We start from the raw sequence: 20,448 nt of genomic DNA on the forward strand, positions 1-20,448 counted from the left end.
TCCGGGTCGGTCAGGACGCGAGCTCGACCTCGATCGACCCGCCCACCACGCGCGTGCGGTACGTGCGCAGCACGAGCGACGGGTCGGTGTAGCACTCGCCGGTGCCGAGGTCGTAGACCTCTTTGTGCAACGGGGACGCGATCGTCGGACGATCGCCTCGTGAGCCGACGATGCCCCTGGCCATGACCGGGGCGCCCGAGTGCGGGTCGTGATGGTCGACGGCGTACACCTCGTCGTCCGAGACGAGGACGATCGCCACCTGCCGATCGTCGAGCAGTGCGGCCTCGGCCCAGTTCGGCTCGAGGTCCTCCACCGCGCAGACCGTACGCCAGGTCGTGTCGAGCAGGATCGTCATCGTGCACCCTCCGCGGTCGGCGCCGGCGCGATTCGCCGGCTCGTGTCCGAAACGGTAGGACGGGCATGTTTCGCCCGACGACAGCTGCTGTTTCATACCCGTGAATCCGGCCTCACGCCGTGGTCGGGGGGACGTGCGCACGGCGAGCGGGTCGGTTACCGCCGCGAAACACTTCCGAAACGGCACCACCGTACGCTCGCGGCGAGTCACTGATCCACCGGATGCCGCGCCAGCGCGATCGTCCGGTCCGCGAGGTCGCACGGGGGCGGCGCGACGCGCTGCCGTCGGCGTTCCCGCCGTCGAGAGGAGTCGCATGTCCGAATCCGCCAGCGCGCACCAGGCCGATGTCCGCGAGGTCCTCATCGTCGGCGCCGGGCCGGCCGCCCACCGCCTCGCCGACAGCCTGCACGCCCGCGACCACGAGCGCGCGGTTCGGGTGACCGTCGTCGGCGAGGAGTCGTGGCATCCGTACGACCGGGTCGCGCTCAGCACCCGGCTGGCGGGCGAAGTCGACCTCACCCTGCAGCCCTCGGAGATGTGGTCGGAAGACCAGGTGCGCCTGGTCGTCGGCGAACGCGTCGAAGCCGTCGACCCGGCCGCCCGCACGGCGACCACCGACGCCGGCCGGGTGCTGCACTGGGACGAGCTCGTGCTCGCGACGGGCTCGTCGGCGCCGGTGCCCGACCTCCCCGGCGCCGAGCACGCCCGCGTCTACCGCACGATCGACGACGTCGATGCGCTCGTCGCCGAGGTGGGCGCGATCGCCCGCGACGAAGGCCGACCGGCGCGCGTCGTGGTCGCGGGCGGCGGCCTGCTCGGGCTGGAAGCGGCCGGCGGACTCGCCAAGCTCGGCGCCGATGTCGCGGTGGTGCACTCGGGGCGGTGGCTGATGTCGGCGCAGCTCGACGAGGGCGCCGGCCGGGCGCTCGGGCGTCTCATCACGGCGCAGGGGCTCGCACTGCACCTCGGCACCCGACCCGCGGCCGTCGAAGTCGAGGGCGATCGCGTCACGGGCGTGGCGCTGACCGACGGCACCCGCGTCGCCGCCGACGTGATCGTGTTCGCGATCGGCATCCGCGCTCGCGACGAGCTGGGCCGCGCGCTCGGCCTCGAACTCGGCGAGCGCGGCGGGATCGCGATCGATCGCGCCTGTCGCACCTCGGCGGCGAACATCTGGGCGATCGGCGAGGTCGCGAGCTTCGAGGGCCGCTGCACCGGCCTCGTCGCCCCGGCGAACGCGATGGCCGAGGTCGTCGCCGACCGGCTGCTCGGCGGTGGCGCCGAGTTCTCGGAGGTCGACGACGCCACCAAGCTGAAACTGTCGGGGGTGGATGTCGCGAGCTTCGGGGATGCGCTCGCCACGACGGTCGGCGCGCTCGAGGTCGTGTACGCCGATCCGGCCAGGGGCCTGTATCAGAAGCTCGTGGTCACCGACGACGCGAAGACCCTGCTCGGCGGCATCTTCGTCGGCGACGCCGAACCGTACGCGTCGCTGCGACCGCTGCTCGGCACCGCGCTCTCGGCGGAACCGGCCGCCTACCTCTCGGCCGCGGGCGCCGAACCTCCCGCGGGCGACGAGCTGCCCGACGCGGCGCTGGTGTGCGCGTGCAACAACGTGACCGCGGGAACGATCCGCGGGGCCGTGCACGGACCCGACGGGTGCACCGAGCTCGGCGCGCTGAAGACCTGCACCCGGGCCGGCACCCAGTGCGGCTCGTGCGTGCCGCTCGTGAAGAAGCTCCTCGAGGGCGAGCTGCGCAAGACCGGCGTCGCCATCTCGCGGGCGCTCTGCGAGCACATCCCGATCTCGCGTCAGGAGCTGTTCGACTCGGTTCGGGTGCTGGGCCTCACGAGCTTCGACGACATCATGGCTCGGCTCGGCACCGGGCGCGGCTGCGATGTCTGCAAGCCCGCGATCGCCTCGATCCTGGCCGCCGAGCACGGCAGCTACATCCTCGACGCCGGTCGCGGCACCCTGCAGGACACCAACGACCGCGCGATGGCGAACATGCAGAAGGACGGCACCTACTCGGTGGTGCCGCGCATCCCGGCCGGCGAGATCACGCCCGACAAGCTCGCGGTGATCGCCGAGGTCGCGATGGAGTTCGGCTTGTACACGAAGATCACCGGCGGCCAGCGCATCGACCTCTTCGGCGCCCGGCTGGACCAGCTTCCCGACATCTGGAAGCGGCTCGTCGACGCGGGCTTCGAGTCGGGTCAGGCGTACGGCAAGGCGCTGCGCAACGTGAAGAGCTGCGTCGGCTCCACCTGGTGCCGGTACGGCGTGCAGGACTCGGTCGCGATGGCGATCCGGCTCGAGCTGCGCTACCGCGGGCTGCGTTCGCCGCACAAGCTGAAGTTCGGCGTCTCGGGGTGCGCGCGCGAGTGCGCCGAAGCCCGCGGCAAGGACGTCGGCGTCATCGCCACCGAGGCCGGATGGAATCTCTACGTGGGCGGCAACGGCGGGTTCCAGCCCTCGCACGCGCAGCTGCTCGCGAGCGACCTCGACGACGAGACCCTGATCAAGTACATCGACCGCTACCTGATGTACTACATCCGCACCGCCGACCGGCTGCAGCGCACCGCGCGCTGGATGGAGGACCTCGACGGCGGACTCGACCACGTGCGCGAGGTCGTGGTCGAGGACTCGCTCGGCCTCGCCGAGGAACTCGAGGCCGCGGTCGCGCGCCACGTCGGCGGCTACGAGGACGAGTGGGCGGCCACCCTCGCCGATCCCGAGCGGTTGCGACGATTCCGCGCGTTCGTGAACGAGCCGACCGCACCGACCGTCGCGCGGGTGCGCGAACGCGGGCAGCTTCGGCCGGCCACACCCGAAGAGCAGGCCCGCGGCGAAGCCGTGCTGGTCGCCGGTCCCACCATCCCGGTTCGCGGGAGCGACGCGTGAGCGCCGCGACCGTCGGCCGCGTGACCCTCGTCGGCGGCGGCCCAGGCGACCCCGATCTGCTCACCGTGCGCGCGGTGCGTGCGCTCGCGGACGCCGACGTCGTGCTCTACGACCGGCTCGCCCCGCACGCGACGCTCGCCGAGCTCGCGCCGCGGGCGCGCCTGATCGACGTGGGCAAGCGCCCCGGCCACCACGCGGTTCCGCAGCACGAGATCGAGGCCCTGCTCGTCGAGCACGCCGCGACCGGCGCGCACGTGGTCCGGCTGAAGGGCGGCGATCCCTACGTGTTCGGTCGCGGCGGCGAGGAAGTGCTCGCCTGTCGCGCCGCGGGCATCCCGGTGACGGTCGTGCCCGGCGTCTCGAGCGCGATCGCGGTGCCCGCAGCCGCCGGGATCCCCCTCACCCACCGCGGCGTCAGCCACCTGTTCACCGTCGTGTCGGGGCACGCGCCCCTCACCGACGACGAGCTCGACCGGCTCGCCGGGCTGGGCGGCACCATCGTGGTCCTGATGGGGGTGAACACGCTGCCCTCCGTCGCATCCGGTCTGCTCCGGTTCGGACTCGACCGCAGCACGCCCGTCGCGATCGTCGAACGCGGCACCCGGCCCGACCAGCGCACCACGATCGCGCCGCTCGACCGCATCGTCGTGGCCGCCGGCGTCGCCCACGCGGCCTCCCCGGCGGTGATCGTGATCGGCGAGGTGGTGGGCCTCGCGTCCGCCGGCGAAGCCGACGCCCTCGCCGTCATCGACCGCGCCGCGTCGTTGGGAGCGGAACCGTGAGCGACCTCGGCGAACCGGTGCTCGGGTTCCGGCCCGATCAGCTCGAAGGGTTCCGCATCGGCGTGACCAGCGATCGCCGTTCGAACGACCTCATCGACGCGTTCGAACGCCGGGGCGCGCAGGTGCTGCACGCCCCGACGCTGCGGATCGCGAATGCGCAGAGCGACGGGCCCGTGATCGACGACACCCGCGCGATCATCGACGCCCGCCCCGAGGTGCTGCTCGCGACGACGGCGTACGGCATCCGACGTTGGTTCGAGGTCGCCGACGCGGCGGGACTCGGGCACGAGCTCGTCGAGGTGCTCGAGCACGCGGACATCCTCGTGCGCGGGCCGAAGGCCCGCGGCAGCATCCGTGCCGCCGGCCTCGACGACGCCGGCATGAGCGAGCGCGAGACGACCGAGTCGCTCGTCGACCTCGTCCTCGCGCAGCGGCCCGAGGCATCCGTCATCGCGGTGCAGTTGCACGGCGAGCTGCGCCCGACCGAGCTCGAGCGGTTGCGCAGCGCCGGCCGCCGCGTCCTCACCGTGGAGCCGTACCGCTGGACCGCGCCCGACGACACCGACGAGCGGGTGGGCCGGATGATCGAGGCGATCTGCACGCACCGGCTCGACTGCGTCACGTTCACCAGCGCCCCGTCGGTGCACGCGTTGCTCGCGGCGGCCGACGACCGCGGTCGCACGTACGAGCTGCTCGACGCCCTGCAGGGCCCGGTGGTGGCCGCCGCGGTCGGGCCCGTGACGGCGGCGCCGCTCGAAGAGCTCGGCATCGAGCCGATCCAGCCCGAACGGTTCCGGATGGGCGCGCTCATCCGCCTCGTGTGCGAACACCTGGAGCAGAGCCGGGTGATGCGGCTGGACACCCGGCACGGCCGGCTCGAACTCCGCGGCGGCGTCGTCGAGGTCGACGGCCGACGGGTCGCCCTCGCGCCCGCCGGGCTCGGCATCCTGCGCTCGCTCGTCGCGGCGGGCGGCTCGGTGGTGCCGCGCGAACGCCTGGCGACCGCGCTGCCCGGATCCACCGACCCGCACGCGCTGGAGATGGCGATGAGCCGGCTGCGGCAGTCGCTCGGCGCCCCCGGCGTGATCGCCACCGTGGTCAAACGCGGGTACCGGGTCGACGTCTGAGCATCCGCTCACCGTGCCGCGACAGCCAGGTGAGCTTCCCGAGACCCAGGGTTTACCACCGACACGACGCGAAGAAACACGGCCTGCATAACGTCGGTCGTACCGACCCCGACCGATTCGACCGGAGGCATCGTGACCGACACCGCTCCCCCGAACCTCGCACCCGAGTCCTCGTCCATCGCCGTCGCCCCCGCCCTCACCACCCGGCCCGGACGCTGGATCGACGGCTGGGACGCCGAGAACCACGCGCAGTGGCAGCTCCAGGGCCGGGCGATCGCCCGCCGCAACCTGCGCTGGTCGATCTTCGCCGAGTTCCTCGGGTTCGTCGTGTGGCAGCTCTGGAGCATCGTCGCGGTCATGCTGCCGGCCGCGGGCTTCGACCTCACCACCGGCGAGCTGTTCTGGCTGATCTCGATGCCGAGCCTGGTCGGCGCGACGCTGCGCATCCCCTACTCGTTCCTGGTGCCGAAGTTCGGCGGTCGCAACTGGACCATCATCTCGGCCGGCCTGCTCCTGCTGCCCACGGTGGCCCTCGCGATCTGCGTCTCGAACCCCGACACGCCGTTCGGGGTGCTGCTCGCGGTGGCCGCGCTCGCGGGGTTCGGCGGGGGCAACTTCGCCAGCTCGATGTCGAACATCACGTTCTTCTTCCCGCAGCGCGAGAAGGGGTGGGCGCTCGGGCTGAACGCCGCGGGCGGCAACCTCGGCGCCTCCGTCGCGCAGTTCGTCGTGCCGATCGTGGTCACGATCGGGGCGGCCGCGACGCTCAACCTGCCGCTGGCCGGCTGGATCTGGGTGCCGTTCATCCTGCTCGCGATGTTCGGCGCGGCCCGCTTCATGGACAACCTCTCGAGCGCGAAGGCCGACTTCGCCGGGTCGGCGGCGGCCCTTCGGGAACCGCACCTCTGGCTGCTGTCGCTGCTGTACATCGGCACGTTCGGGTCGTTCATCGGGTTCGCGAGCGTGTTCCCGAAGCTGATCGCCGACCAGTTCCCCGAGTTCTCGGCCATCGGCATCGGCGGCGCCTCCGTGTCGCTCGCCTTCCTCGGCGCGCTGGTCGGCTCGCTGGCCCGGCCGTACGGGGGCCGGCTGGCTGACCGGTTCGGCGGGGCGCGCATCACCATGCTCGCGTTCGCGACGATGGCGGCGATCACCCTCGGCGTGCTCGCGACGCTGCCGCTCGGGAGCTTCTGGCTCTTCCTCGGATGCTTCCTGCTCCTGTTCGCCGCGGCGGGCATCGGCAACGGGTCGACGTACCGCATGGTGCCGATCGTGTTCGCCATCCGCGGCGGCGGCACCGGCGACGTGTCCACGCAGCGCAAGGCCGCCGCGGCCCTCGGACTCATCTCGGCGATCGGCGCGTACGGCGGGTTCCTCATCCCGCAGGCGCTCAACCTCTCGTTCCAGTCGACCGGCGACTACGCGGTCGCGTTCCTCGGGTTCGTCGCGAGCTACGCGGTGCTGCTCCTGCTGACCTTCTTCGTCTACGTAGGCCCGGGCCGCCTCGGCTCCGACCGGATCTGAAAGCGAGACCGGATGCCTCGACCTCCCGCCGCCACCCACTGCCCGTACTGCGCGCTCCAGTGCGCGATGACCCTCACCCCGGTCGCCGCCGATCGGGCGGACGCCGCGGATGCCCCGACCGCACCGGTGACCGTCGCCGGACGCGAGTTCCCGACGAACCGGGGCGGCCTCTGCCGGAAGGGCTGGACGTCGGCCGAGCTGCTGCGCTCCCCCGCCCGGCTGCTCGCCCCGCTCGTGCGCGGTGAGGACGGCGCGCTGCACGAGGCGAACTGGGACGACGCGCTGGATCGCGTGGTGGCGGGCCTTCGCGGCATCCGGTCGGCGCACGGCGCCGATGCGGTCGGCGTGTTCGGCGGCGGGGGGCTCACGAACGAGAAGGCGTACCTGCTGGGCAAGTTCGCCAGGCTCGCGCTCGGCACGAGCCGGATCGACTACAACGGGCGCTACTGCATGTCGTCGGCGGCGGCCGCCGGAAACCGGGCTTTCGGCGTGGACCGCGGGCTGCCGTTCCCGCTCGAGGACCTCGACGGCGCGGACACCATCCTGCTGCTGGGCACGAACGTGGCCGAGACCATGCCGCCGTTCATCGGCCACCTCGCCGGCGCCCAGGCGGCGGGCGGGCTCGTCGTGGTCGATCCGCGGCGCACGGCGACGGCGAAGCTCACCGAGGAGGGCCGCGGCCTGCACGTCCAGCCGGTGCCCGGCACCGACCTGCCGCTGCTGCTCGGGCTGATCCACATCGTGATCGCGGAACGTCTCGTCGACGTCGACTACGTCGAACAGCGCACGACGGGGTTCGACGCGGTGCGGCGCAGCGTCGCCCAGTGGTGGCCCGAGCGCGTGCAGTCGGTCACCGGCGTCGCCGCACTGACCCTGCGGCGGCTCGCACGACGGCTCGCCGCGGGCGGCGGCACCTACATCCTCACCGGGCGCGGCGTCGAGCAGCACGTGGACGGCACCGACACGGCGACGGCGGCGATCAACCTCGCGCTGCTGCTCGGTCTGCCCGGCCGGACGGGCAGCGGCTACGGCACCCTCACCGGCCAGGGCAACGGGCAGGGCGGGCGCGAGCACGGGCAGAAGTGCGACCAGCTGCCCGGCTACCGCAAGATCATCGACCCCGCCGCCCGCGCGCACGTCGCCGGCGTGTGGGGGGTGGACCCCGACACCCTTCCCGGCCCGGGCGTGCCCGCCGTCGAACTGCTGCAGTCGCTCGGCCGGCCCGGCGGTGTGCGGGCGCTGATGGTGCACGGGTCGAATCTCGTGGTGTCGTCGCCGAACGTCGACGCCGTGCGCGCCGGACTCGCCGAGCTCGACCTGCTCGTCGTGTGCGACTTCTTCCTCTCGGAGACCGCCTCCCTCGCCGACGTCGTGCTGCCGATCACGCAATGGGCCGAGGAGGAGGGCACGATGACCTCGCTCGAGGGGCGGGTCATCCGACGTCGCCGGGCCCTCACCCCGCCCGAAGGCGTGCGCGACGAGCTCTGGATCCTCGCCGAGCTCGCCCGCCGCCTCGGCTGCACGGCGACGTTCGACACCGACCCCGAGCAGGTCTTCGAGGAGCTGCGCCGCGCCTCCGAGGGCGGCATCGCCGACTACTCGGGCATCGACTACGCGATGCTCGACCGCGGCGAAGCCGCCTACTGGCCGTACCCGCGCGGGAGTGCGGGCACGCCGCGCCTGTTCGCCGACCGATTCGCGCACGACGACGGGCGCGCCCGCCTCGTCGCCGTCGCGGTGCGCGAGCTCGCCCGGCCCCGCCCTCGGCCCGGGTCTGGCGAGCTCGAGCTCATCACCGGCCGACTGCTCGAGCACTACCAGAGCGGCGCGCAGACCCGGCGGGTGCCCGAGCTGCTCGAGGCCCGGCCCGAGGCGCTGGCCTCGATGCATCCGGCGACCGCCCTGCGCCTCGGGATCGCCGACGGGGCGCTCGTGGAGCTCCGCAACCGCAACGGCGCCGTCCGCTGCCGCGCCCGGCTGACGACCGACGTCCGACCCGACGCGGTGTTCCTGCCGTTCCACTACGGCGACGAGCAGGCCGCCAACCTGCTCACCGGCGACGCGGTCGACCCGATCTCGGCGATGCCCGAGTTCAAGACCGGCGTCGTCCGCGTCATCCCGCTCGAGACCGAGCCGCACCCCGAACACGACGTCCTCAGCGAGGTGATCGCATGACCGCTGCCCCACTCCGGGTCGTCCTCATCGGATACGGCCCCGTCGGCGCCCGCTTCGTCGAGGAGCTGCTGCCGCTCGTGCGCAGCGGCGAGCTCGCACTGACCGTGGTGGCCGGCGAGGACGTCGAAGCGTACAACCGGGTGCTCGTCGCCGAGTACGCCGTCGGCGGCACCGACCTCGACTCGATGCTCGTCGGCGACCGGCGAGCCGCGGAGGAGGCGGGCGCCCGCGTGCTGCTCGGCGTCGCCGCGACCGCCGTCGACCGCGCGGCGCGGCTCGTGCAGCTGAGCACCGGCGAACAGGTCGGCTACGACCGCCTGGTGCTCGCCACCGGGTCGCGGGCGAACGTGCCCACTCTCGACGGCGTCGAGCGCAACCGACGCGACCTCAACTCCCTGCGCAAGTACGGCGCGAAGCTCATCGGCTGCGACGACGAGCTGCCCCAGGGCGTCACCGCGCTGCGCGACCTCGCCGACGCCGAGCGGGTGCTCGAAGCCGTGCAGGCGCGTCGCCGCATCGTCGTGCTGGGCGCCGGCGTGCTCGGCCTCGAACTCGCGCTCGCCGCCGCGCACGCGGGCGCCGAGGTCTGCGTCGTGCACCACGGCCCGCATCCGATGCCGCGCAACCTCGATCGCGGCAGCGGCCAGGTGCTGCGCCAGGCGCTGCGCCGCACCGGCATCGCCGTCATCGCGCACAGCCGTGCCGAGGCGATCGCGTTCCGCACCGACGCCGACGGCCGGCGCCGGTTCGACCAGCTCGTCACGGCCGACGGCAAGCAGCTGCGCGGCGACCTGCTGGTGCTCTCGTGCGGCGTGAGCCCGCGCAACGAGCTCGCGACGCTCGCGGGCCTGCGCACCGCAGTCGGGATCGTCGTGCACCCGAGCCTGCAGAGCTGGTCGGATCCCGACGTCTACGCGATCGGCGACTGCGCGCAGGTCGTGGAGCGCACCGACGAGCTCGCCGGCCAGCGCGTGCTGCCCGGGGCCCCGTCGGGACTCGTCGGGCCGGGCTGGCGTCAGGCGTCGCAGCTCGCGGCGACCTTCGCCGAAGAGGTCGCGGGGCGGGCGGCGGAGGTCGCACCCGCCGTCGAGCGCGAGCCGATCGTGATGCTGAAGGCCGAGCACATCGACGTCGTCGCCGCCGGGGACGTCTCGGCGGACCCCTGGGACGAGGATGCGGGGCATCCTCGTCGCCGGGTCTCGCAGTGGGCGGACCCCGAGCACCTGCGCTACGTGAAGATGGTCACCGAGGACGGCGTGCTCACCGGGTTCGTCAGCGTCGGGATGCCGCGCACCTCGGCCGAGCTCACCCTGCTGTTCGAGCGCGGCGGCGAACTGCCCGCCGACCGCTCGCTGCTGCTGCGATTCGACGGACCCGACTACGATCCGAGCACCGACGCCGACGCCTTCGCGCCGACGGCCACGGTGTGCTGGTGCAACGGCGTGACCGTCGAACGCATCGAGGAGGCCGCCGCGTGCGGCAGCACCACCGTCGAGTGCATCGCCCGCGACACCCGTGCGGGCACCGGGTGCGGCGGCTGCAAGGGCCGCATCGCCGACGTGCTCGCACGTGCGGCCGAAGCCGGCGGGGCGCCGACGCTCACCGCGTGATCGGGGGCGCCCGCGGCCCCGCCTGAGCGGGCGCGGGCGCGCACCGCCGGGGGCGGGCGCGCACCGCCGCACGCGGCCGCGCCCCGCCGCACGCGGGCGCGCACCGCCGGGGGCGGCGCCTCACCCCCGCCGCGTCACGCCTCAGCGAGCAGTTCCCGTTCGACGACCTCGTCGTACCGGTCGAGCACGAGGTCGACGAGGTCGGGCGCGGCGGGCTCGCGGGGCTGGAGCAGCGGCTCGGCCATGGCGTCGGCGCCGGCCAGCGCGGCCTGGTCGTAGAACGTGCCCGGTGCGAGCAGGTACGGCGCCACGACGATGCGGCTGGCCGGATGCACGGCGCGCAGCATCTCGATCGCGTCGGGCAGCCGCGGGTTCGCGGCCGCGATGAAGCCGACGGTGACGCCTCGGCCCAGCCGGGCGCCGAGGAGCCGCGCGGTCTCGAAGCACTCGCGCACGCCGCGCGGGTCGTTCGAACCGGCCGCGGCGAGCACGACCGCGTCGCTCTCGGCGAGCCCGAGCCGGTCGAGCCGGTCGGCGAGCACGGAGACGATCCGCTCGTCGGGTCCGAGGCCGTCGGCGAGCGATGCGCCGCGCCGGGCGAGCCGGTCGAGCCCCTGGGCGAGGCCGGTGCGCACGTGGTACCCCGCCGACAGCACGAGGGGCACGATGATCGACTCGGGGTCGTCGATGCCGTCGACCAGTGCCGAGGCGACATCGGTGTGCGCGGCGTCGACGAACGCGATCGAGACGTCGAGCGACGGCCGGGCCGAGGCGACGCCGTCGACGAGGCCGATCACCGCCGCGCGGTTCTGCGCGGTCGGTGCGCCGTGCGTCACCGCGACGAGTCGCAGCGGGCGTTCAGGGGTGCCGATCCGCCTCGCGTCGTCGACCACCGCATCCGCCTCTCACCCGGGAACGTCCCTGCGGTTTCGACGCTATGCACGGCGTGTTTCGCGGATCACTCGCCGATGTTTCGGCGAGGTGAAGAAGGCCGCACGTCGGGCTGCGGCGGGGTCAGCCCGCGGGATCGGGCTCGTCGCCGAGCAGCTCGGGCCGCACCCGGCGGGTACGCTCGAGCTGCTGCTCGTGCCGCCACTCGGCGACCTTGCCGTGGTGGCCGCTCAGCAGCACCGGCGGCACGTCGAGTCCGCGCCAGACGGCGGGCTTGGTGTAGCTGGGGTACTCGAGCAGGCCGTCCTCGTGCGACTCCTCGACGAGCGACTCGGGGTTGCCCACGACGCCGGGCACGAGGCGGCCGGCGGCTTCGATCATCGCCATCACCGCGACCTCGCCGCCGTTCAGCACGTAGTCGCCGAGCGAGATGAGCCGCACCCGCATCCGGGTCGCGTAGTGATCGACGACGCGCTGGTCGATGCCCTCGTAGCGGCCGCAGGCGAAGATCAGGTGCTGCTCGGCCGCGAGCTCGCGCGCCGTCGCCTGGGTGAACGGCTCGCCCGCCGGGGACGGCACGACGAGCAGCGCGTCGGATGGCCCGTCGCCCACGATCGAGTCGAGCGCCTCGCCCCACGGCTCGGGCTTCATGACCATGCCCGCGCCGCCGCCGTACGGCGTGTCGTCGACGGTGCGGTGGCGGTCGTGGGTGAAGTCGCGCAGATCGTGCGCGGTGACCTCCAGCAGGCCCGACTCGCGTGCCTTGCCGAGCAGCGACAGGTCGAGCACGTCGAAGAACGACGGGAAGATCGTGACGATGTCGATCCGCACGGCGGGCTACTCCTGTCGGTCGGCGGCCTCGGTCGGCGGGTCGGATGCCTCGGACGCGTCGGCGTCCTCGGCCGCCGCTGCGGCGGCGGGTGCATCGGATGCCTCGTCGGCGAGCTCTTCGAACAGGCCCGCCGGCGGCGTCACGGTGAGCGTGCCCGCCGCGACGTCGACCTCGGGCACGATCGCCGAGACGAACGGGACCATGACCTCGCCCGACGCGGCCTTCACGATGAGCAGATCCTGCGCGGGCAGGTGGTCGACCCGGACGACCTTGCCGACCTCGGCGCCGTCGCGCAGCACGGTCAGCCCGACGAGCTGGTGGTCGTACCATGCGTCGGGTTCGTCGGGCTCTTCCGCCTCGTCGACGTCGACCCAGAGGATCGCCTTCACGAGGGTCTCGGCCGCGCTGCGGTCGTCGACGCCTTCGAAGAATCCGACCGGCTGCCCGTTGTACCAGCGCAGCTCGCGGAAGGTGAGGTGCTTGCCGTGCCAGGGCGATTCGGCGGGCACCTGCAGTGAGAACGTCGCTCCGGGCGCGAACCGCCGCTCGGGGTCGTCGGTGTAGAGCTCGAGCTTGATCGCGCCCTTCAGCCCGTGGGCCTTCGTCAGCCGCCCGACGCGGAGCTGCTGGGGACGTGGAGAGCGCGCCACGTCAGTCGTCGGTGTCGACGACGTCGACCCGCACCCGACGGCCGTCGGCGAGCGCGGTGACGAGCGTGCGCAGCGCCTTGGCGGTGCGGCCCGCGCGGCCGATGACGCGGCCGAGGTCCTCGGGGTTCACGTGAACCTCGAGGACCTCGCCGCGTGCGCTCGACGCGGAGACGACCCGCACCTCGTCGGGGTGATCGACGATTCCCTTGACGAGGTGTTCGAGCGCGGACTGGAGCAAGGCTTACGCCTCGTCCGTGGTCTCGGCCTCGGCGGCCGGGGCCTCTTCGACCTTGGCCGGCTTCTCGGCCTTGGGCTTGAGGACGGGCTTCTTGGCGCTGTCGGCCTCGAACGCGGCCTTGGGCTCGGCGGTCTTGACGGTGCTGGTCGCACCCTTCTCGCCCTTGAAGGTGCCCCAGTCGCCGGTCAGCTTGAGGATGGCGAGCACCTGCTCGGTCGGCTGCGCGCCGACGGAGAGCCAGTACTGCGCGCGGTCGGAGTTCACCTCGATGAACGAGGGCTCCTCGGTGGGGTGGTACTTGCCGATCTCTTCGATCACGCGACCGTCGCGCTTGGTGCGCGAGTCGGCGACGACGATGCGGTAGTACGGGGCACGGATCTTGCCGAGCCGCTTGAGACGGATCTTGACAGCCACGATTCTCCTGAATGGGTCTGGTGAGGTGGGCGAACTGACAGCCGTGAGCGTGGGGTGCACACTCGGCGGAAGCTCAATGGTGTTCCACAGGCCGGATAGAGGGTCGGGCGATGCGGAACTCGACTGACCATTCTTGCAGATTTCGGCGGTGAGGGACAATCGAGCGGATGTCGCACCGCGGGTCAGAAGACGAACCCCTCGGGGAACGGGTCGTCGTCGTCGAGCACGTACTGGCCGAAGCCGGTGACCCAGGCCCGCCCGGTGATCGTCGGCACGACGGCGGCCACTCCGCCCACGGTCGCCTCGCGCAGCAGGCGCCCGGTGAACTCGGTGCCGATGAACGACTCGTTGACGAAGTCGGTCTCGAGCGCGAGCTCGCCGCGCGCGTGCAGCTCGGCCATGCGGGCGCTCGTGCCGGTGCCGCAGGGCGAGCGGTCGAACCATCCGGGGTGGATGGCCATCGCGTGGCGCGACCTGACCGCGTCGGAGCCGGGCGCGATGAACTCGACGTGGTGCACGTGGTCCGCGCCGGAGATCTCGGGGTGCCGCGGCGGGCGCTGCGTGTTGATCGCGTCCATGATCGCGAGGCCGGCGCGGACGATGTCGTCCTTGCGCGTCCGGTCGAACGGCAGCCCCACGTCGTCGAGGTCGACGAGCGCGTAGAAGTTGCCGCCGAACGCGACCGAGTACGGCACTTCGCCGTATCCGGGCACCTCGATCGCCTCGTCGAGTCGCTCGACGAAGCTCGGCACGTTCTCGATGGTGACGTGCTTCGCGCGGCCGCCCTCGACGGCGACGCGGGCGACGACGAGGCCCGCGGGCACGTCGAGGCGGATCTCGGTGACCGGCTCGGTCGTCTCGACCATGCCGGTCTCGACGAGCACGGTGGCCACGCCGATGGTGCCGTGGCCGCACATCGGCAGGAACCCGCTGGCCTCGATGAACACGACGCCCCAGTCGGCGTCGGGCCGGGTCGGCGCCTGCAGCAGCGCGCCCGACATCGACGCGTGCCCGCGGGGCTCGTTCATGAGCAGGCCGCGCAGCCCGTCGAGGTGCTCCATCGCCCAGAGCCGTTTGTCGTTCATGGTCGCGCCGGGGATCGGGCCGACGCCGCCGGTGACGACCCGGGTCGGCATCCCCTCGGTGTGGCTGTCGACCGCGGAGATCACCCGGCGCGCCCGCATCAGGCGACCGCCGCCCGGCGCGCCGCGAGCGCGGCGAGGGCCCGCTCGGTGTCGGCGGTGATCTGGGCGCGCTGCTCGGCGCTGAGCGGGCCGCGCGGCGGGCGGGTCGGGCCGCCGTAGGAGTTGCCGCAGAGGTCCATCGAGAGCTTGATGGCCTGCACGAACTCGGTGCGCGAGTCCCAGCGGAACACCGCGACGAGCTGCTCGTACAGCGACTTCGCCTCGTGCCAGTCGCCGCGGATGCACAGGTCGTAGAGTTCGACCGCCTCGCGCGGGAACGCGTTCGGGTAGCCGGCGAACCATCCGACCGCGCCGTTCACCATGAGCTCGAAGAGCACGTCGTCGGCCCCGGCGATGACGTCGATGTCGCACAACTCCTTGATCTCGTAGACCCGGCGCACGTCGCCCGAGAACTCCTTGATCGCGACCACCTCGGGGATCTCGGCGAGCTTCGCGACGAGCTTCGGGGTGAGGTCGACCTTGGTGTCGAACGGGTTGTTGTACGCCATGATCGGCAGGCCCGCCTTCGCGACCTCGGCGTAGTGCGCGATCACCTCGCCCTCGTTGGCGCGGTAGAGGGTGGGCGGCAGCAGCAGCACGCCGTCGGCCCCGTCCTCGCGGGCGAGCTCGGCCCAGTGACGCGCCTGGTGGCTGCCGACGCCGTGCACGCCGGCCACGACGATGCCCCGCCCGTCGACCGCATCCACCGCGACCTGGACGACCCGGCGCCGCTCGTCGTCGGTCAGCGACGAGTACTCGCCGAGCGACCCGTTCGGGCCGACCCCGCGGCAGCCGTTCGCCATCAGGAAGTCGACGTGCTCGCCGAACCGGTCGTAGTCGACCGCGAGGCCCGCGGGTGCCGACGGGTCTTCCCTGAACGCGAGGGTCGTCGCGACGACGACCCCGCCGAGGTTCATGGTGGGTTCGGTCATGTCGGTTCCATTCTGGTCGCGTGCGCTGCGGTGCGCCACGGCGGTAATGCATCACACATTATCGGATGCCCCGGGCGAGTCGCCGGCCCGGGCGAGTTCGCCGATCCGCACCGAGGAGAGCACGGGGCGCGCGTCGAAGTCGACGGGGGCCGCCACCAGCTGTTCGACCGTGCGCCCGCATGTGCGGCCCTGACAGGCGCCGAGCCCCGCACGCGCGGCCAACCGCACGCCCCGGCTCGAGGCATCCGCGTACTCGGCGATGCGCGCCCTCGTGACCGACTCGCAGCGGCAGACGACGGTGTCGTCGTCGAGCCAGTCGGTCCAGCCGCGACGCACGTCGTGGGCGGCGAGGCGAGCGGCGAACGCGTGCAGGCGGCGACGTGCGCGCAGCGCACCCGCGATGCGGGCGTCGTCGAGGGCGCCGCCGGCCGCAGCGAATCCGGCGACCGCCCCCTCGGCGAGCGCCGCGTCGGCCCCGGCGATGCCGGTGATCTCGCCGGCGGCGAAGACCGCGGCGACCGTCGTCGCCTGGCGCTCGTCGACCTCGACGAACCGGGCCGACGAGATGCGGCAGCCGGCCTGGACGGCCGCCTCGAGTCGAGGGGTGAAGCCGTGCCCGAGCGCGACCGAGTCGCACGCGACCGTGCGCTCGGTGCCTGAGATCGGGCGCCAGTCGGCGTCGACGCGCTGCACGGTGACCGCTTCGACGGCGTGCTCGCCGTGGATGCGGGTGACCGCGCTGCCGAGCCGATACGGCGTGCGCGTGCGGACCATGCCGCCGACGTACCCGGCGAGCTCGGCGGCCTTGCCGGCCGCCCCCGCGAGCTGCCACGGCGATCGCCCCCAGCCCCGCACGAGTCCGCGCACGCCGACGGCCTCGACGACCTCGGCGACTTCGCCGCCCGCGATCGCGATGCTCGCGGCGACCGGCAGCAGGAACGGACCCGCCCCGGCGACCACGGTGCGCCGCCCCGGCGTGACGGCGTCGCGCTTGGCGAGCGCCTGCGCGGCGCCGGCGGTGACGACGCCCGGCAGCGTCCACCCGGGTACCGGCAGCGCGCGGTCGTGCGCGCCGGTCGCGATGACGAGCGCGTCGGCCTCGACGGTCAGGCCCTCGCGCCCCGAAGCGTCGGCGGGGCCGACGACGGCGTGCACCCGGATGCCGCCCTCGGTCTCGACGCGCCACACGCTCGCCTGCCGGTGCACCGTCGCCCGGTCGCCGGCCCGGTCGATGGCGGCCCGCAGCCGCTCGAACCGCGACCACCGGTGCTGCATGCGCGGATCGGTGAGGCCGTCGTGGTGACGCCAGAACTGGCCGCCGGGCCGCTCGCCCTCGTCGAGCAGCGTCACGTCGGCCCCGCGCGCGAGGGCGGCCTGCGCGGCCGCCAGGCCGGCCGGACCGGCGCCCACGATCGCCACCCGGCGGCTCATCGCGCCTCCCGTCGGACGACGTCGCCGTCGCAGGCGGTGCGCTGGCAGGCGCGCACGCCTTCGATGCCGTTCACCGTCACGATGCAGTCCTGGCAGATCCCGATGCCGCAGAACACTCCGCGTTCGGCGCCCGCCGCGGTGCGCCACGTGCGCCGGCCGGCGCCGATGAGCACGCCGGCGATGGTCTGGCCGTCGCGGCCGGCGAGGTCGTCGCCGTCGACGCGGATGCGCACGCTCATGCCGCCGCCCGCAGGCTCGCCCGGGTGGGCAGGAACGGCGCGGGGTCGGTCGGCGCCGCCGTGCCGAGCACCGCGTGCGCGACGAGGTCGCCCGTGGTCGGCGCGAGTCCGATGCCGGCGCCCTCGTGCCCCGCCGCATGGAAGAGCCCGGGCACGTCGCCGTCGGCCCCGATCACGGGCAGGTGATCGGGCGCGTAGGGGCGGAACCCGATGTAGCTGCGCAGCAGCATCGTGTCGGCGAGGAACGGGAACAGCCGGGTCGCCTTCCCGGCGATCTCGACGATCGGCGCGAGCGTGCCCGCTCGGGAGAAGCCGACGCGTTCGCGGCTCGAACCGATGAGCACCGTGCCGGCGGGCGTGGACTCCACGACCGTGGAGGTCTGCAGCGCGGCATCCGACGACCCGACGGCGCCGACGTAGTCGGCGTCGTAGACCTTGTGGAACACCCGCTGGGGCATGGGGGTGGTGACGAGGATCACCCCGCGACGCGGGCGGATGTCGAGCCGCGCGCCGAGCCGCGCCGCCACCTCGCCGGCCCAGGGCCCGGCGCAGTTCACCACCGCGTCGGCCGTGATCGACCCCTCGGGCGTCAGGATGCCGGCGAGCCGGCGGCCGTCGCGCGAGCCGGCGTGCACGGGTCCGACCACCTCGGTGAGCCGCAGCTCGGCACCGAGCCGCCGGGCGCGGGCGAGCATCGCCTGGGTGGCCAGGCTCGGCTGCACCTGCGCGTCGTCGGGGTAGTGGATGCCGCGGGCTGCGGCCGGGCTCAGGTGCGGTTCGAGGGCGCGCAGTTCGTCGGTCTCGAGCGGCTCGGCCCGGATGCCGATGCCGCGCTGCGATGCGGCGAACGCGTCGAGCGCCTCGGTGCCGCCCTCGAAGGCGACGACCACCCCGCCCTTCGCCTCGAACTCGGTGGCCGGCTGACCCGGTGCGCGGTCGGCGTCGAGCCGTGTCGCGAGGCGGCGCCACGCACGGTTCGCGACGATCGCGAGTTCGGCTTCGGCGCCCGGCCCCTTGTCGGAGACGAGGATGTTGCCCTCGCACCGGCTGGAGGTCTCGGCCGCGACGCCCGAACGGTCGACGACGACGACGTCGGCTCCGGCCTCGGCGAGCGCGAGTGCGCTCGCGGCGCCGACGGCTCCGGCTCCGATGACGATGACGCGCACGTCCCTCCCTCCTCGGCGGTGCGTGACATATTACAGATTGCGGAGGCGTCAGCATCGACCCGCCGCGCTCAGGTCTCGTCGTGCCCGCTCCACACGCCCGACACGTGGCCGATGTGCCGCCGCATCAGCGCCTCGGCGCCGTCGGCATCGCCCGCGACGAGCAGCCGCACCAGCTCGGCGTGTTCGAGCGCCGACTCGGTGAGCCCGTCGCCGTCGGAGATCCGCACCAGGCCGATGAGCCGGGTCTGCTGCCGCAGGTCGCGCACGAGCTGGACGAGGAACGCGTTGCCCGTCTGCTCGAGCAGCGCGAGGTGGAACTCGGTGTCGGCCTCGAGGTAGTCCTGGAATCGCTGCTCGCGGCCGGCGGCCACGATGTCGTCGGCGAGCGCGAGCAGCCGCTCGGCCAGCGCCTCGGGGACGCGGCCGGCGAGCGTGCGCATCGGCGGGACCTCGAGCAGCATGCGCACCTCGCCGAGCTGACGCAGCTCGTCCTCGGACACCTCGGTGACCCGGAACCCGCGGTTGCGGAGCGGACTCAGGAACCCCCGCCGGGCGAGGTTCAGCATCGCCTCGCGCACGGGCGTCGCGCTCACCCCGAACTCGGTCGCGAGCGTCGGCACGGTGAGCACCGTGCCCGGGCGGAACTCCCCCGACACGATCCGAGAGCTCAGCGCGCGTTCGACCTGCTCGCGCAGGCTCACGCTCTCGACGACCTGCATCGGTGCGCTCAACCGCTGCTCCTTCCGTGGCCGGCTCCGCCGGCGATCCGATGGACGACTCTGCGGCACAGCGTAGCCGCCGCGCCGCTGCGTGTCATGATGGCCCGAGGGCGCGGGAGGGGGCTGCGGATGATCGAGTTCGCACGATCGGAACGATCGACGCTCGGCGTCGAGTGGGAACTCGCGATCGTCGACCGCGAGACCGGCGACCTCGCGTCGATCGCCGATGTCGTGCTGGCCGAGCTCGCCGGCGACGACGGCGCCCCGCACCCGCAGATCACCGGCGAGCTGCTCACGAACACCGTCGAACTCGTCTCGGGCGTGCACCGCCGGGTCGCCGACGCGGTCGACGACCTGCTCGGGCAGGTGGACGAGGTGCGCGCCGTGCTCGACCGGCTCGGTGCGTACGAGCTCGTGTGCAGCGGCTCGCACCCGTTCGGCCAGTGGTTCGACCAGCACCTCACCGACCAGCCCAGATACCACGAGCTCATCGAGCGCACCCGCTGGTGGGGCCGCAACATGATGATCTGGGGCATCCACGTGCACGTCGGCATCGAGGATCGCGACAAGGCGCTGCCGATCCTCGGCGGCTTGCTCGCGTACATCCCGCACCTGCAGGCGCTCAGCGCGTCGAGCCCGTTCTGGGCGGGCGTCGAGACCGGGTACGCCTCGAACCGCGCGCTGATGTTCCAGCAGCTGCCCACCGCGGGGCTGCCGTACCCGCTCGCCGACTGGCCGGCGTTCGAGCGGTACGTCGAGGACCTGGTGCACACGGGCGTGATCGTCGATCACACCGAGGTGCGGTGGGACATCCGACCGTCGCCGCAGTGGGGCACGATCGAGGTGCGCGTCTGCGACGGCGTGTCGTCGGCCGTCGAGATCGGGGCGATCGCCGCACTCGTGCAGTGCCTCGTCGAGTCGCTGAGCGAACGGCTCGACGCCGGCGAGGAGCTGCCGGTGCTCCAGCCCTGGTTCGTGCGCGAGAACAAGTGGCGTGCGGCCCGGTACGGACTGGACGCCGAGATCATCACGGATGTCGCGGGCACCGAGCGGCTCGTCACCGACGACCTGTCCGACCTGCTCACGCAGCTCGTGCCGGTGGCCGAACGCCTCGGCTGCCCCGTCGAGCTGCAGCAGGTGCGTCGGATCCTCGACGCGGGTGCGAGCTACCGACGCCAGCTGCGGGTCGCCGAGGCATCCGATGGCGACCTCGCCGAGGTGGTCGCCCACCTCGCCCGGGAGTTCCGCTCGGGCGCGCCCGAGCCCGACTGAGC

At 73.2% G+C, this 20,448-nt stretch carries 19 protein-coding genes; 7 read left to right on the top strand and 12 right to left on the bottom strand.

All coding sequences use genetic code 11. The features are described from left to right. Positions 1-10: 10 nt before the first annotated feature. Entirely contained in the window at positions 11-355 is a 345-nt protein-coding gene (nirD, locus tag MTO99_RS06275; RefSeq protein ID WP_243557897.1) for a nitrite reductase small subunit NirD, read from the bottom strand. 313 nt (positions 356-668) lie between these two features. Here nirD and nirB point away from each other — a divergent pair, with 313 nt between their 5' ends. The 6 genes from nirB to MTO99_RS06305 all read left to right on the top strand — a co-directional run bounded on the left by nirB (position 669) and on the right by MTO99_RS06305 (position 10,478). Continuing rightward, on the top strand, positions 669-3,260 hold the full coding sequence (gene nirB / locus MTO99_RS06280; protein ID WP_243557898.1) for a nitrite reductase large subunit NirB: 2,592 nt from the start codon (positions 669-671) through the stop codon (positions 3,258-3,260). After that, complete coding sequence (cobA, locus tag MTO99_RS06285; protein WP_243557899.1) at positions 3,257-4,042, top strand: uroporphyrinogen-III C-methyltransferase; 786 nt, start codon at positions 3,257-3,259, stop codon at positions 4,040-4,042. The genes nirB and cobA overlap by 4 nt, the downstream gene beginning before the upstream one ends. Continuing rightward, positions 4,039-5,169, top strand: coding sequence for a uroporphyrinogen-III synthase (locus MTO99_RS06290; RefSeq protein ID WP_243557901.1), 1,131 nt, complete (start codon positions 4,039-4,041; stop codon positions 5,167-5,169). The genes cobA and MTO99_RS06290 overlap by 4 nt, the downstream gene beginning before the upstream one ends. A gap of 129 nt (positions 5,170-5,298) precedes the next feature. Continuing rightward, positions 5,299-6,693: an MFS transporter gene (locus tag MTO99_RS06295; protein WP_435520822.1), complete on the top strand. Its 1,395-nt coding sequence runs from the start codon at positions 5,299-5,301 to the stop codon at positions 6,691-6,693. 12 nt (positions 6,694-6,705) lie between these two features. Further along, a complete protein-coding gene (locus MTO99_RS06300) occupies positions 6,706-8,868 on the top strand; it encodes a molybdopterin oxidoreductase family protein (protein ID WP_243557905.1) in 2,163 nt (720 codons plus the stop codon). Further along, positions 8,865-10,478: an FAD-dependent oxidoreductase gene (locus MTO99_RS06305; RefSeq protein WP_243557907.1), complete on the top strand. Its 1,614-nt coding sequence runs from the start codon at positions 8,865-8,867 to the stop codon at positions 10,476-10,478. The genes MTO99_RS06300 and MTO99_RS06305 overlap by 4 nt, the downstream gene beginning before the upstream one ends. A 134-nt stretch (positions 10,479-10,612) precedes the next feature. Here the strand turns inward: MTO99_RS06305 and MTO99_RS06310 are convergent, their stop codons facing one another. The 11 genes from MTO99_RS06310 to MTO99_RS06360 form a co-directional block, all read right to left on the bottom strand. Then, the gene (locus MTO99_RS06310; RefSeq protein WP_243557909.1) at positions 10,613-11,371 is read right to left on the bottom strand and encodes a sirohydrochlorin chelatase; all 759 of its coding nucleotides are present in this window, start codon (positions 11,369-11,371) and stop codon (positions 10,613-10,615) included. 121 nt (positions 11,372-11,492) lie between these two features. Then, positions 11,493-12,200, bottom strand: a complete 708-nt coding sequence (trmD, locus tag MTO99_RS06315) for a tRNA (guanosine(37)-N1)-methyltransferase TrmD (protein ID WP_243557911.1) — start codon at positions 12,198-12,200, stop codon at positions 11,493-11,495. 6 nt (positions 12,201-12,206) lie between these two features. Then, positions 12,207-12,851, bottom strand: a complete 645-nt coding sequence (rimM, locus tag MTO99_RS06320; RefSeq protein ID WP_243557912.1) for a ribosome maturation factor RimM — start codon at positions 12,849-12,851, stop codon at positions 12,207-12,209. A 1-nt stretch (position 12,852) separates the two neighbouring features. Then, the gene (locus MTO99_RS06325; protein WP_149161747.1) at positions 12,853-13,089 is read right to left on the bottom strand and encodes an RNA-binding protein; all 237 of its coding nucleotides are present in this window, start codon (positions 13,087-13,089) and stop codon (positions 12,853-12,855) included. 3 nt (positions 13,090-13,092) lie between these two features. Then, positions 13,093-13,503: a 30S ribosomal protein S16 gene (gene rpsP, locus MTO99_RS06330; RefSeq protein ID WP_243557914.1), complete on the bottom strand. Its 411-nt coding sequence runs from the start codon at positions 13,501-13,503 to the stop codon at positions 13,093-13,095. A 182-nt stretch (positions 13,504-13,685) separates the two neighbouring features. Beyond that, positions 13,686-14,687 (bottom strand): proline racemase family protein, encoded by a 1,002-nt coding sequence (locus MTO99_RS06335; RefSeq protein WP_243557916.1) that lies wholly within the window; start codon positions 14,685-14,687, stop codon positions 13,686-13,688. Beyond that, positions 14,687-15,619 (bottom strand): dihydrodipicolinate synthase family protein, encoded by a 933-nt coding sequence (locus tag MTO99_RS06340; RefSeq protein ID WP_243557918.1) that lies wholly within the window; start codon positions 15,617-15,619, stop codon positions 14,687-14,689. Before MTO99_RS06340 ends, MTO99_RS06335 begins: the two co-directional genes overlap by 1 nt. Positions 15,620-15,670: 51 nt before the next feature. Beyond that, positions 15,671-17,050 carry an FAD-dependent oxidoreductase gene (locus tag MTO99_RS06345; protein WP_243557920.1) on the bottom strand — a complete coding sequence of 460 codons (1,380 nt, stop codon included), beginning with the start codon at positions 17,048-17,050 and terminating at the stop codon, positions 15,671-15,673. Continuing rightward, the gene (locus MTO99_RS06350) at positions 17,047-17,289 is read right to left on the bottom strand and encodes a (2Fe-2S)-binding protein (RefSeq protein WP_243557922.1); all 243 of its coding nucleotides are present in this window, start codon (positions 17,287-17,289) and stop codon (positions 17,047-17,049) included. Before MTO99_RS06350 ends, MTO99_RS06345 begins: the two co-directional genes overlap by 4 nt. Further along, positions 17,286-18,455: an NAD(P)/FAD-dependent oxidoreductase gene (locus MTO99_RS06355; protein WP_243557924.1), complete on the bottom strand. Its 1,170-nt coding sequence runs from the start codon at positions 18,453-18,455 to the stop codon at positions 17,286-17,288. Before MTO99_RS06355 ends, MTO99_RS06350 begins: the two co-directional genes overlap by 4 nt. A 68-nt stretch (positions 18,456-18,523) precedes the next feature. Continuing rightward, positions 18,524-19,186, bottom strand: a complete 663-nt coding sequence (locus MTO99_RS06360; RefSeq protein ID WP_243557926.1) for a GntR family transcriptional regulator — start codon at positions 19,184-19,186, stop codon at positions 18,524-18,526. A 117-nt stretch (positions 19,187-19,303) separates the two neighbouring features. Between MTO99_RS06360 and MTO99_RS06365 the strand changes: the two genes are divergently transcribed. Continuing rightward, positions 19,304-20,446, top strand: a complete 1,143-nt coding sequence (locus MTO99_RS06365; RefSeq protein WP_243557928.1) for a glutamate--cysteine ligase — start codon at positions 19,304-19,306, stop codon at positions 20,444-20,446. The last annotated feature ends 2 nt before the right edge of the window (positions 20,447-20,448 follow it).

Origin of the sequence: Agromyces larvae, assembly GCF_022811705.1 — a bacterium.
Taxonomy (GTDB): Bacteria; Actinomycetota; Actinomycetes; order Actinomycetales; family Microbacteriaceae; genus Agromyces; species Agromyces larvae.

What these genes read in the sequence shown, in the direction of transcription:
- MTO99_RS06305 (WP_243557907.1), top strand. Translation starts at nt 8,865, where the DNA reads ATGACCGCTGCCCCACTCCGGGTCGTCCTCATCGGATACGGCCCCGTC.
- MTO99_RS06345 (WP_243557920.1), bottom strand. Translation starts at nt 17,050, where the DNA reads ATGAGCCGCCGGGTGGCGATCGTGGGCGCCGGTCCGGCCGGCCTGGCG.
- MTO99_RS06365 (WP_243557928.1), top strand. Translation starts at nt 19,304, where the DNA reads ATGATCGAGTTCGCACGATCGGAACGATCGACGCTCGGCGTCGAGTGG.
- MTO99_RS06335 (WP_243557916.1), bottom strand. Translation starts at nt 14,687, where the DNA reads ATGCGGGCGCGCCGGGTGATCTCCGCGGTCGACAGCCACACCGAGGGG.
- MTO99_RS06340 (WP_243557918.1), bottom strand. Translation starts at nt 15,619, where the DNA reads ATGACCGAACCCACCATGAACCTCGGCGGGGTCGTCGTCGCGACGACC.
- MTO99_RS06300 (WP_243557905.1), top strand. Translation starts at nt 6,706, where the DNA reads ATGCCTCGACCTCCCGCCGCCACCCACTGCCCGTACTGCGCGCTCCAG.
- nirD (WP_243557897.1), bottom strand. Translation starts at nt 355, where the DNA reads ATGACGATCCTGCTCGACACGACCTGGCGTACGGTCTGCGCGGTGGAG.
- MTO99_RS06350 (WP_243557922.1), bottom strand. Translation starts at nt 17,289, where the DNA reads ATGAGCGTGCGCATCCGCGTCGACGGCGACGACCTCGCCGGCCGCGAC.
- nirB (WP_243557898.1), top strand. Translation starts at nt 669, where the DNA reads ATGTCCGAATCCGCCAGCGCGCACCAGGCCGATGTCCGCGAGGTCCTC.